This window comes from Pseudomonas sp. UBA6562 (genome assembly GCF_002434265.1).
In the GTDB taxonomy this organism is placed as follows: domain Bacteria; phylum Pseudomonadota; class Gammaproteobacteria; order Pseudomonadales; family Pseudomonadaceae; genus Aquipseudomonas.
Genome location: NZ_DJJS01000004.1, coordinates 149,889 through 162,105, shown reverse-complemented (window position 1 = coordinate 162,105; position 12,217 = coordinate 149,889). Strand labels below are relative to the sequence as shown.

Genomic DNA, 12,217 nt, shown 5'->3' with positions numbered 1-12,217 from the left:
GGCTCATGGGCACCAGTAGATGTCCAGGGGGTCTTGAAGAAACGCGTGGATGGGCATGCTGTGCGCGTCGCTGTCCAGCGCCTGGCGCAGTGTGGCGAGCTTGCCCTGGCCTTGGATGGACAAGGCGGTGAAGTCGGCGCTGGCCAGCAGTGCGCGGGTCAGGCTCAGGCGCTGGTGCGGCACGCTCGGCGCCAGCATCGGCAGGCAGCGACGTGCGCTTTCGCGGGCAAGCCCTTCGCCGAGGTGGGGGCTGTCGGGGAACAGCGAAGCGGTGTGCCCATCGTCGCCCATGCCCAGCACCAGCACGTCGATCGGCGGCAGGTCGGCCAGCGCGGCATCGGCCAGTTGTGCAGCGCTGTCCAGGTCGGCGGCGGGCTGATACAGGCCGAGGAAGGTGGCCTGGGCGGCAGCGCCTTGCAGCAGGTGCGTGGCCAGCAGCTTGGCATTGCTGTCGTCATGTTCGACCGGCACCCAGCGCTCGTCGGCCAGGCTGACGGTGACTTTCGACCAGTCCAGGGGCTGCTGCGCCAGTCGTTCGAGAAACGGCACCGGGCTACGGCCACCGGACAGTACCACGCAGGCGCGGCCGTTGCGCTCGATGGCGCGGCTCAGTCGTGCGGCCACGTCCTGAGCCAGGGTCTGCGCCAAGGCCGTCGAATCGGTGAGCGAATGCGTGTTCACGCAGCTCGGCAGTTGCAAGTCAGATATCGCCATACCATGCCCTCCCATCTCGGGTGATCAATGCGATCGAGCTCATCGGCCCCCAGGAACCCGCGGCATAGGGTTTGGGCGCATCGCCGCTGCGTTGCCAGCCAGCGATCAACTGGTCGCACCACGACCAGGCGTGCTCGATCTCGTCCTTGCGTACGAACAGGTTCTGGTTGCCGCGCATCACCTCCAGCAGGAGGCGTTCGTAGGCATCCGGAATCCGCGCGCTGCGCCAGGTCTCGGAAAAATTCAGTTGCAGCGGGCCGCTGCGCAGGTGCATGCCCTTGTCCAACCCCTGCTCCTTGGTCATCACGCGCAGGGAAATGCCTTCGTCCGGTTGCAGGCGGATGACCAGCTTGTTGCCGATCTCCAGGCGCTGCTCGGGAGCGAAGATGTAGTGCGGGGTTTCCTTGAAGTGGATGACGATCTGCGACAGCTTCTGCGGCATGCGCTTGCCGGTACGCAGGTAGAACGGCACGCCCGACCAACGCCAGTTGCGGATGTCGGCGCGCAGGGCGACGAAGGTTTCCGTGTCGCTGTGCGCGTTGCAGTTGTCTTCCTCCAGATACCCCGGCACCGGCTGGCCGTCGCTGTAGCCGGCGATGTACTGGCCGCGCACCACACGGGTGGCGAGGTTCTCGCCGGTGATCGGCGCCAGTGCTTTGAGCACCTTCACCTTTTCGTCGCGGATGCTGTCGGCCGACAGGTCGCTGGGCGGGTCCATGGCGATCAGGCAGAGCAGCTGCAACAGGTGGTTCTGGATCATGTCGCGCAACTGCCCGGCCTTGTCGAAATAGCCCCAGCGCCCCTCGATGCCGACCTTCTCGGCCACGGTGATTTCCACGTGGGAAATGGAGTTCTGGTTCCACTGGGTTTCGAACAGGCTGTTGGCGAAACGCAAGGCGATGAGGTTCTGTACCGTTTCCTTGCCCAGGTAATGGTCGATGCGGTACACACGGTTTTCAGGAAAGAACCGCGCTACGGCGTCGTTGACCCGGCGCGAGGATTCCAGGTCGTGGCCGATGGGCTTTTCCAGCACCACACGGGTACGCTCGGCCAGGCCGGCCTTGTCGAGGTTCTCGCAGATTGCGCCATAGACCGCTGCGGCGGTAGCGAAGTAGGCGATCAGCGGCCCCTCGGCCGGCACCTGTTCGGCCAAAGCGGTGTAGCCCTCGCCTTCCAGGAAATCGAGGTGCTGGTAGCTCAGGCGCCGGAGGAAGCGTGCCAGGGCCTCGGGTTCCAGGTCGGCCGCCGGCACATGGCGGCGCAGGTGGGTCTCGATACTGTGCAGATGCGCCTCGGCGCTGCCCGCTTCGCGGGCCAGGGCCAGCAAACGCGTGTCGGCATGCAGCAACTGCGCACGGTCGAGCTGGTACAACGCAGGGAACAGCTTGCGCAGGGCCAGGTCGCCCAAGGCTCCAAACACCGCGAGGGTGCAGGGTTCAACACTGATTAGCGCCATGAATGTGGTTCTTTTATAGAGTTAGGGTAGGAATACCGGTTTCAAACCTGTTTTTCAACACTAGATGTAGTAAATCTAACAACATATGGCAGTTTTCCCTTAGACAAGTGGTGCGCCTGAGCGACCGCCAGTAGGATAGACGCCACCGAAAAAGCCGAGTGCCTCGGCCGTCTCACCGAATCAAGGACACCCCATGGACCGCGTGCGAAACCTTCTGGAACAGATCCAGGGACGTCTCGACGACCTCAACAAGGCTGAACGCAAAGTCGCCGAAGTCATTTTGCTCAACCCGCAACAGGCCACCCGGTTCAGTATCGCGGCGCTGGCCCAGGCGGCCAAGGTCAGCGAACCGACCGTCAACCGCTTCTGCCGCTCGTTCGAGGTCAGTGGCTACCCCGAGCTCAAGCTGCAACTGGCGCAGAGCCTGGCCAGCGGCGCCGCCTACGTCAGCCGCGCGGTGGAGCCGGACGACGACCCGGCCGCCTACACCCAGAAGATCTTCGGCAGCGCCATCGCCTCGTTGGACAGCGCCTGCCAGCAGATCGACCCACAGCAGATCAGCCGCGCCGTCGACATGATGATCCAGGCCCGGCAGATCCACTTCTGCGGCCTCGGCGCCTCGGCCCCGGTGGCGGTGGACGCGCAGCACAAGTTCTTCCGCTTCAACCTGGCGGTGTCGGCCCATGCCGATGTGCTGATGCAGCGCATGCTGGCCTCGGTGGCGCACACCGGGGATCTGTTCGTGATGATTTCCTACACCGGCCGCACCCGCGAACTGGTCGAGGTGGCGCGCACGGCGCGGGAAAACGGCGCCTCGGTGCTGGCCCTCACCGCTGCCGGCTCGCCGCTGTCCGAGGCGTGCAGCTTGAGCCTGCACATTCCCCTGCCCGAGGACACCGACATCTACATGCCGATGACCTCGCGCATCATCCAGCTCACCGTGCTCGACGTGCTGGCCACGGGCATGACCCTGCGCCGCGGCGTGGATTTCCAGCCGCACCTGCGCAAGATCAAGGAAAGCCTGAACGCCAGCCGCTACCCCATCGAAGACGACCCGCTCAGCTGAGGCGGTGGGCCTGCAAGCGCAGGTGCGCTTGTTCGCCCGGCGCCAGGCTGAGGCCTTCCTTGCAGCCGCTGGCGGCCTCGACGCAGACGAAGCTGCGCGCCTCGCGCCCGGTCACGCCCACCAGCGGTCGGCTGCCCGGATGCCAGACCACGGTGTCGTCGCCGTCGCTGGTGTCGATGCACAACGCCCGCTCCCAGGCCGCGTCCTGCACCTGCAGGGCGGCCATGCCGGGGTACACGCGCTCGCAACTGCCCTGCACCTTGAACGCACCGCTCTGACGGCAGGCGCTGCGGTTCATGCGGTCATAGCCCTCGACGTTTTCCAGCCCAGACAGCGCTATCTTTGACACGTGACTGATGCGCCAATAGGCCAGCAGCGCATGGCTCAACTGGCAGGTTTCGCTGTCCTGGTGCTCGGTGGTCAGCTTCAGTTCCATGGTGCTGGACAGCCGTGCCTGGAGTTCGACCTGCCAGTCGCACAGTTGCAGGCGCCAGGTCAGGCTGACGCCCTCGGCGTCCTCTTCGCTGCCCAACAGTTGCCAGTCGAGCAAACGCGCCCAGCCATGGGTCGGCCACAGGTCTTCGCTGGGGTGGCGGCCGTACCAGGGCCAGCACACCGGCACCCCGCCACGGATCGCACCCACGTGCGGCCATTTCGCGGCGCACCACAGCCAGGGCAGTTCGCCGGTGGGTTGGAAGTGCAGCAGTTGTGCGCCTTGACGGCTGAACACGGCCTGGCAACGCGGATGATCGATCACCAGCACGTCGCGCTGCTGATGACGCGCCCACTCGAAGGTCGGCCTGGGCCGCTCGGGGCTGAAAAGGCAGTGGAGTGGATGTTCGGGCATGGGTTTGAAGCTCTTGTTGTCTTTAGGGGCGCTACCGTCACAGGCCCGGTTCGACCCAGGCCTGTGACGTTCAGCCACCGAAGCGGCTGCGAGAAGTGCGTAAAGTTACAACAAACGGTCTCAGAATGACGACTGAATCTTCAAGCCTGCGACCAGGGCGTTGTCCACTTGGTCCACCCCGCCAGGGCTCTTGATGTATTGCAGGTTGGGACGCACGGTCAGCCAATTGGTGACGTGGAAGCCGTAGTAGAGCTCGGCGTTGTACTCGGTGCGTTGCAGCGGGGTGAAGCGCGGATCGTCGTAATTGTCCACACCCAGCTGGGCATTGAGCTGGTCGGCGCGCTTGCGCACGTCGTCGTTGACATGGATGCGCGCCACGCCGAAGCCGATGTCGTCCTTGGGCCGGGCGTCGAAGGCGCCTTTGTACACCAAGCCCACCTGCTGGTAGTTGTCGACCACGTTGGTGGCCTTGTCGTGCACGGTGAAGTTGGCGAACAGGTTCAGGCCGCGGTTGACGTCGCCCGCGTGCGCGGTGACCTGCTGCTGGGCCACCACCCACCAGCCGTGCTTGCTCGAATGCGAGCGGAAGCCGCTGCCGGACACGCCTTGGGCGTTGCCGTTGATGTCCTTGTAGACGTCCTGAGCTTCGGCGGTGCTGTAGTAGTAGCCCAAGCGGTACTCGCCCGGCAGGCCGTTGAACCGTGGCTGCCACACCGCCTCGACCGGCAGGATGGCACCCTTGGTGCCGCTGCCGCTGAGCTTGAAGCCGTTGCCGGTGTCGAGGTTCGACGGGTTCTGCTCGAAGGCGCCGACCTGCACGAAGAAGTCCGGCGCGATGTTGTACTTGACCCGCAGCGCCCATTGGCTGACCGGCCAGTTGTACCAGATGCTGCCGACCCAGTTGCCCACCTGCGAGCCGCAGAAGGCCAGGTTCTGGAAGTCGCAGGGGAAGCTGTTGAACTCCTCGCCCGGGCCGAACTGGCCGAATTTCACGTCCAGTGCGCCGTCGAAGTACTTCTGCTTGATCCACATCTGTGTCAGTCGCCAGGTCTGGCCACGGCCCCAGACTTCCTGCACCGAGCTGAACTGCCCGGCACGCGGGTCGCTGATGCGGTCGTTGGACAGGTTGCGGCCGCTGCGCTCGGTGACCGCCAGCTTGAACTCGGCATCGTGCCAGCCGAGGATCTTCTGCAGGTCCAGGTGCGCGCCCAGGGCGAACTGGTCGCTGTAGCGCGCGGTGCGGTCATGGTCGTAGCCGCCGTGCAGGTTGCCGGCCACCTCGCCCACGTAATCGACGGTGAAGTCGTAGCCTTTTTCCAGCAGCTCGGTACGGGTGCCGCCCCAGTCCCCGGTCATCCATTTCGAGTCGCTGGAAAACGCCTCGGCGGCCTGCGCCGTGCCGCTGCCGACTGCGGCCAGGAGTGCCAGCGAGCCGAGGGTGGTGATGCGATTGCGATGCTCCATTGCGTTACGTCCTTTCTGTTGTTGTTAGTCCAGCGCGCCGACCGGACGCGCGGCGGCGCTGTCCGGCAAGCCCTGTTCGGTAATGCGGTCCAGGCGTTCGCCGGTCTGCGCGTCGAACAGCAGCACGCGGGCTGGATCCAATTGCAGGCGCAGACTGTCGCCCACTCGGCAGACGACGTCCGGCGCCAATCGGCAGCAGACTTTGCTGCCATTGAGGGAGACGAACACCAACAGGTCGGGACCCGTGGGTTCGAGCACTTCGACTTGCGCGCCGATCGATGGCAGGCCATTGCCCTGCTCGGGGCCCAGGGCAATCTGTTCCGGGCGGATGCCCAGCACCACCTCGCGGCCCGCGAGGTCACCCGGCACCCGCAGCGGCAGGTCGCAGCGCTGCTGGCCGCTGTCGAGCTGGGCCAGCACGCGGCCGTCCTGATGGATCAGGGTGGCGGGGATGAAGTTCATCGGTGGCGAGCCGATGAAGCTCGCCACGAACTGGTTGGCCGGGTCGTTGTAGATCTGCTGCGGGGTGCCGAACTGCTGAATGATACCGTCTTTCATCACCGCAACCTTGTCGCCCAGGGTCATGGCTTCGATCTGGTCGTGGGTGACGTACACCGTGGTGGTCTTCAAGCGCTGGTGCATCAGCTTGATTTCGGTGCGCATCTCCACCCGCAGCTTGGCGTCGAGGTTCGACAAGGGTTCGTCGAACAGGTAGATCTGCGGCCTGCGCGCCAGCGCCCGGCCCATGGCCACGCGCTGCTGCTGGCCGCCGGACAGCTGGCCGGGCTTGCGCCCGAGCAGGTGCTCGATCTGCAGCAGGCGCGCGACGCGGCCCACTTCCTCGTCGATGGCGGCCTGGGGCATCTTGCGGATCTTCAGGCCGAAGGCGATGTTCTCGCGCACGGTCATGGTCGGGTACAGCGCATAGGACTGGAACACCATGGCGATGTCGCGATCCTTGGGGCTCATGCCGCTGATGTCGACGCCCTCGACCAGGATCTCGCCGCCGCTGATGTCTTCGAGCCCGGCGATGCAGTTCATCAGGGTCGATTTGCCACAGCCTGAGGGGCCGACCAGGATCAGGAACTCACCCGAATCGATGGCCAGGTCGATGGCCTTGAGGGTGTCTGGCAGACCGCTGCCATAGCGTTTGTTGACGTTACGAAGTTGCAAGCGTGCCATGTGTCACCCCTTGACCGCGCCGGCCGTGAGGCCGCGCAGGAAGTATTTGCCGGCGACCACGTAGACCAGCAGGGTCGGAAGCCCCGCGATCATCGCCGCCGCCATGTCGACGTTGTATTCCTTGACCCCGGTGCTGGTGTTGACCAGGTTGTTCAATGCCACGGTGATCGGCTGCGCGTCGCCACTGGCGAACACCACGCCGAACAGGAAGTCGTTCCAGATCTGGGTGAACTGCCAGATCAGGCAGACCATGATGATCGGCAGCGACATCGGCAGCAGGATGCGCGTGAAGATGGTGAAGAACCCCGCCCCGTCCAGCCGCGCCGCCTGCACCAGGGCCTGCGGCACGCTGGTGTAGTAGTTGCGGAAGAACAGCGTGGTGAAGGCCAGGCCGTAGACGATGTGCATCAACACCAGGCCTGTGGTGGTGCTCGCCAGGCCCAGCTTGCCGAGGGTGAACGAGGCCGGCAGCAGCACGGTCTGGAACGGCAGGAAGCAGCCGAACAGCAGCAGCCCGAAGAACAGCTGCGAGCCGCGGAAGCGCCACATCGACAGCACGTAGCCGTTGAGCGCGCCGATCAGCGTGGACACCACCACCGCCGGCACGGTGATCTTCACCGAGTTCCAAAAGTAGCCGCCGACGCTGTCCCAGGCCTTGAACCAGCCGATGCCGGTGATCACCTCGGGCCAGCTCAGCAGGTTGCCGGTACGGATGTCGTCGGGGGACTTGAAGCTGGTCAGCAGCATCACGATCAGCGGCACCAGGTACACCGCACAGGCCAGCAGCAGGGTGGCGTAGATGGCCAGGCGGCTTGCGGAGAATCCGCGACGGCTAGTCATGGCGCTTGCTCCTGAGTTCGGAATACAGGTACGGCACCAGGATCGCCAGGATGGCGCCGAGCATGAGGATGGCGCTGGCCGAGCCCATGCCCATCTGGCCGCGGCTGAAGGTGAAGTTGTACATGAACATCGCTGGCAGGTCGGAGGCGTAGCCCGGCCCGCCGGCGGTCATCGCTGCCACCAGGTCGAAGCTCTTGATGGCGATGTGCGCCAGGATCATCACCGCGCTGAAGAACACCGGCCGCAGGCTGGGCAGGACGATGCGCAGGTAGATGCGCGGCAGGCTGGCGCCATCGACCTGGGCGGCGCGGATGATAGACGGATCGACCCCGCGCAGCCCGGCCAGAAACAGCGCCATGACGAAGCCCGAGGCCTGCCACACGGCGGCGATCACCAGGCAGTAGACGACGCGGTCCGGGTCCACCAGCCAGTCGAAGCGAAAGCCGTCCCAGCCCCAGTCGCGCAACAGCTTGTCCAGGCCCAGGCCGGGGTTGAGCAGCCACTTCCAGGCGGTGCCGGTGACGATCATCGACAGGGCCATGGGGTACAGGTACACCGTGCGGATGAAGCCTTCGCGGCGGATGCGCTGGTCGAGCAACACCGCCAGCACCACGCCGATCACCAGGCTGATGCCGATGAACAGGCCGCCGAACACCAGCAGGTTCTTGCTTGCCACCCACCAGCGGTCGTTGGCCATGAGCTTGGCGTATTGGGTGAGCCCCGCCCATTTGTAGCTGGGCATGAAGGTCGACTGGGTGAAGGACAGCACCAGGGTCCAGAGGATGTAGCCGTAGAAGCCCACCAGCACGATGAGCATGCTCGGGGCCAGCACCAGCTTGGGCAGCCAGCGTTGCAGGGCGTCCAGGGGAGACGCCCGCCGAGACGCGGTCGCAATGTTCATGGCGTGTGTTCCAGGAAGAGAAAAGACGGATGAACGCAGGCCGCGCCGCACAGGTGGATCACCCGCTGCGGCTGGCCTGCCAGGCCATCAGCGCGCGGCTTTGATGGCCGCGTCGAGCTGTTTGGCCGCCTTGGCCGGATCGGCCTTGGGGTCGTTGAGGAAGTTGCTGACCACATCGAAGATCGCGCCCTGCACCGCCAGGGTCGAGGCCATGTTGTGCGCCATGCTCGGCTGCAGGCCGTCGCCCTGGCTGGCCTGCTGGAAGTCCTTGGACGAGCGCTGGGTGCAGGCGTCGAACTGGCTCATGTCCATGTCCTGGCGCACGGGCAAGGAGCCTTTGTTCTGGTTGAAGGCGGTCTGGAAGGGTTTTTCCAGCGCCACCTTGGCCAGGTCGTTCTGCGCCTTGATGTCGTTTTCCTTGGTCAGCTTGAACATCGCCAGCGAGTCGATGTTGTAGGTGAAGCTGCCCTGGGTGCCGGGGAACGGCACGCAGACGTAGTCGGTGCCGGCGGTCTTCTTGGCGGCGGTCCATTCGCTCTTGGCCCAGTCGCCCATGATCTGCATGCCGGCCTTGCCGGTGATCACGTCGGCGGCGGCGATGTTCCAGTCGCGTCCGGCGCGGTTGGGGTCCATGTAGCCGGCCAGGCGTTGCAGGGCTTTGAAGGTGTCGACCATCTTCGGCCCGGTGAGGGTGTCGGTGTCGAGATCGACGAACGCCTTGTGGTAGCCCTCGGGCCCGAGGAGGCTCAGCACCAGGTTCTCGAACACGGTGCTGTCCTGCCACGGCTGGCCGCCATGGGCCAGGGGCTGGAAGCCGGCGGCCTTGAGCTTGTCGGCGGCGGCGAACAGTTCGTCGAGGGTGTCCGGCACCTTGGCGCCGGCCTTCTCGAACACCTGCGGGTTGATCCACAGCCAGTTCACGCGGTGGATGTTGACCGGCACGGCGACGTAGTGGCCGTCGTACTTCCAGATCGGCGTGAGCTTGGCCGGCAGCAGTTCGTCCCACTTGTTGGCGCTGGAGACCTCGTCCAGTTCGGTGAGCAGGCCCAGGGCGCCCCACTCCTGGATGTCGGGGCCTTTGATCTGCGCGGCGGCAGGCGGGTTGCCGGCGACCGCGCGGCTTTTCAGCACGGTCATGGCCGCCGCGCCGCCACCGCCGGCGACGGCGTTGTCTTTCCAGGTGAAGCCGTCTTTTTCGATCTGCTGCTTGAGGGTTTGAACGGCGGCGGCTTCGCCACCGGAGGTCCACCAGTGCAGCACTTCGACGGTACCGTTGTCGGCTGCGACGGCGCTAAGGGGCAGGGAGCAAGCGAGAGAGACGGCAGTAGCCAGGCGAGTGAATGCGTTCATGTGAAAACCTTTGTTTTTGTTATGCGAGCAAGTCGAGTGCTTGCGCTTGCCTCGGAGTCTAATCAGGCGAGCCGCAGCGCCAGGTAACGAAGCGCCGCGTCTTTGTCACCGATCGGTGACAAAGGCCTGCTCATTCGGCGCTGCGCGGCAGGCTCAGGGTGACGCGCAGGCCGCCCTGGCGCAGGTTCAGCAGGCTCACCTCGCCGCCGTGGCTGTGGGCGATGTTGCGCGCGATGCCCAGCCCCAGGCCGTAGCCCTGCTGCTGCACGGCCAGACGGAAATGCGGCTCGAACACCTGTTCCAGACGCTGCTGCGGCACACCGGGGCCGCAGTCGTCGACCTGCAGCACGAAGCCGGTGGCGCTGTCGAGAATGCGCAGGTGGGCGCGCTCGCCGTACTTGATGGCGTTGTCGATCAGGTTGCCGATGCAGCGGCGCAGGGCCAGGGATTTACCCGGATAGGGCGCCAGCGCCCGGCCTTCGAGGGTGATGCGCCCGTCGCGCAGGTAGGGCTCGGCGAGGATTTCCAGCACCTGGTTGAGGTCGATCGGCTCGATGTTCTCGTGGATGTCGGTGTCCTTGACGCATTGCAGCGCACCTTTGACCAGCAGCTCCAGCTCGTCGAGGTCGCGGTTGAAGGTGCGCTGCGCCTGTTCGTCCTCGAGCAGCTCGACGCGCAGGCGCAAGCGCGTGATGGGCGTGCGCAGGTCGTGGGAGATGGCGCTGAACAGCTGGCTGCGTTCGGTCAGGTAACGGCTGATGCGCTCGCGCATGCTGTTGAAGGCGCGTGTCACCTCCACCACTTCGCTGCCGCCACCGCCGGCCAGCGGCGCCACGTCGGCGCCCAGCGACAGGTCGCGCGCGGCCCTGGCCAGGCGCTTGAGCGGGCGGGTCTGCCAATGCACCAACAGGCCGATGAACAGCAACAGCAAGGCCGTGGTGAGGCCGACGAAACCGATCTGTTGGCGCGGCAGGCCCTGCTCTTCCAGGCCGGTGTAGGGCTCGGGCAGCAAGGAGGCGATGTACAGCCATTCGTGTTCGGCCAAAGGGATCTGGATCACCAGCACCGGCGGATTGAGCGGCTCTAGGGTCAGCGCGTAGTGCGCCCAGGAGCGCGGCAGCTCGTCGAGCTTCAGGCCGCTGTTGAAGATGCGCAGCTCCTGTGGCGTGACGAACTCCACGGTGAAGTCGGTCTGCGCGCCGAGCCGCTCGTGCAGGACCTGGTCGAACACTTCGATCACTGCCTGCTTGCGCGCCGTGGCCGGCAGGCTCGGCATGTCCAGAGGGCGGTCGTTGAGCGAGACGAAGAAACGCGTGCCGCCCATGCTGCGCAGCTGGTCGAGCACCATCGGCCGGTAGGCCACGGGCAACGAGCGGAAATAACTGACGCTGGCGCTCATCGAATGGGCCAGGCTGCGTGCGCTGGCTTGCAGCCCCTGCAACTGGCTGGCGCGCAACTGGGCGACCCAGATCAGGCTCGACAGCCCCTGGGCGAGCAGCACCACCAGCAAGGTCAGCAGCAGCATGCGCCCCAGCAGCGAGCGCGGCAGCAGGCGCCAGCGCGGCTCAGACACCCGGGCGGACATCGGCGGCCAGCACGTAGCCGCTGCCGCGCACGGTGCGGATCAGCCGCGGCGGCTTGTCGGTGTCGCGCAAGCGCTGGCGCAGGCGGCTGACGGCCATGTCGACGATGCGGTCGAGCGGCATCGGTTCGCGCCCGCGGGTGGCGTTGCCGATGGTGTCGCGGTCGAGGATCTGCTGCGGGTGGTCGAGGAACAGTTTGAGCAGGGCGAAGTCGGCGCCGGTGAGCAGCACCTCTTCGCCGTCGCAGTGGTACAGGCGGTGGCGCGTGGTGTCCAGGCGCCAGTCGTCGAAGCTGAGCACCGTGCTGGCCGACGCGGCCTGGGCGAACTCGGTGCGCCGCAGCAGAGCCTTGATGCGCGCCAGCAGCTCGCGGGGGCCGAACGGCTTGCCGATGTAGTCGTCGGCGCCCAGCTCCAGGCCGATGACCCGGTCGGTCTCGTCGGAGCTGGCGGTGAGCATGATGATCGGCACCCGCGCATGCCGCGGATGTTGGCGCACCCAGCGGCACAGGCTGAAACCGTCTTCGTCGGGCAGCATCACATCGAGGATGGCCAGGTCATAGTCGCCGGCGTCCAGCGCCTGGCGAAAGCCCTGGCCATTGGTTTCAGCGCGCACGTCGAAGCCGGCGCGGCTGAGGTAGGTCTGCAGCAATTCGCAGATGTCGTGGTCGTCGTCGACCATCAGTATCGATTTACCGGAGGTGCTCACGGTCGATCCCTTTTGGACGGCTGGGGGTACAGCCGCGATGTGCCTGGTGCAGGCGTTGGGTGGAAATGGCAGTTGCATGCGGCCGGCAGTGTAGCGGCAGGCCACG

11 protein-coding genes are annotated in these 12,217 nt (G+C 65.7%); 1 reads left to right on the top strand and 10 read right to left on the bottom strand.

What is annotated here, in order from left to right; translation table 11 throughout:
* Nucleotides 1-3 precede the first annotated feature (3 nt).
* Both pgl and zwf read right to left on the bottom strand, forming a co-directional pair.
* On the bottom strand, nt 4-714 hold the full coding sequence (gene pgl / locus B4M43_RS04950) for a 6-phosphogluconolactonase (protein ID WP_296264739.1): 711 nt from the start codon (nt 712-714) through the stop codon (nt 4-6).
* Nucleotides 701-2,170, bottom strand: a complete 1,470-nt coding sequence (gene zwf / locus B4M43_RS04945) for a glucose-6-phosphate dehydrogenase (RefSeq protein ID WP_296264737.1) — start codon at nt 2,168-2,170, stop codon at nt 701-703. The genes pgl and zwf overlap by 14 nt, the downstream gene beginning before the upstream one ends.
* A gap of 202 nt (nt 2,171-2,372) precedes the next feature.
* Between zwf and hexR the strand changes: the two genes are divergently transcribed.
* Nucleotides 2,373-3,236, top strand: coding sequence for a DNA-binding transcriptional regulator HexR (gene hexR, locus B4M43_RS04940; RefSeq protein ID WP_296265330.1), 864 nt, complete (start codon nt 2,373-2,375; stop codon nt 3,234-3,236).
* On the opposite strand, the gene B4M43_RS04935 is transcribed toward hexR, so the two are convergent.
* From B4M43_RS04935 to B4M43_RS04900, 8 genes are all read right to left on the bottom strand, one after another.
* Entirely contained in the window at nt 3,229-4,083 is an 855-nt protein-coding gene (locus B4M43_RS04935) for a D-hexose-6-phosphate mutarotase (protein WP_296264736.1), read from the bottom strand. The genes hexR and B4M43_RS04935 overlap by 8 nt on opposite strands.
* A 120-nt stretch (nt 4,084-4,203) precedes the next feature.
* Nucleotides 4,204-5,547, bottom strand: a complete 1,344-nt coding sequence (locus B4M43_RS04930; RefSeq protein ID WP_296264734.1) for a carbohydrate porin — start codon at nt 5,545-5,547, stop codon at nt 4,204-4,206.
* A 24-nt stretch (nt 5,548-5,571) separates the two neighbouring features.
* The gene (locus B4M43_RS04925) at nt 5,572-6,729 is read right to left on the bottom strand and encodes an ABC transporter ATP-binding protein (RefSeq protein WP_296264732.1); all 1,158 of its coding nucleotides are present in this window, start codon (nt 6,727-6,729) and stop codon (nt 5,572-5,574) included.
* A gap of 3 nt (nt 6,730-6,732) precedes the next feature.
* Nucleotides 6,733-7,569: a carbohydrate ABC transporter permease gene (locus B4M43_RS04920; RefSeq protein ID WP_296264730.1), complete on the bottom strand. Its 837-nt coding sequence runs from the start codon at nt 7,567-7,569 to the stop codon at nt 6,733-6,735.
* A complete protein-coding gene (locus B4M43_RS04915; RefSeq protein ID WP_296264728.1) occupies nt 7,562-8,470 on the bottom strand; it encodes a carbohydrate ABC transporter permease in 909 nt (302 codons plus the stop codon). Before B4M43_RS04915 ends, B4M43_RS04920 begins: the two co-directional genes overlap by 8 nt.
* A gap of 87 nt (nt 8,471-8,557) precedes the next feature.
* Nucleotides 8,558-9,820, bottom strand: a complete 1,263-nt coding sequence (locus B4M43_RS04910; protein WP_296264726.1) for an ABC transporter substrate-binding protein — start codon at nt 9,818-9,820, stop codon at nt 8,558-8,560.
* A gap of 130 nt (nt 9,821-9,950) precedes the next feature.
* Entirely contained in the window at nt 9,951-11,405 is a 1,455-nt protein-coding gene (locus B4M43_RS04905) for an ATP-binding protein (RefSeq protein WP_296264725.1), read from the bottom strand.
* Complete coding sequence (locus B4M43_RS04900) at nt 11,386-12,111, bottom strand: response regulator (protein WP_296264723.1); 726 nt, start codon at nt 12,109-12,111, stop codon at nt 11,386-11,388. Before B4M43_RS04900 ends, B4M43_RS04905 begins: the two co-directional genes overlap by 20 nt.
* Nucleotides 12,112-12,217: the final 106 nt, after the last annotated feature.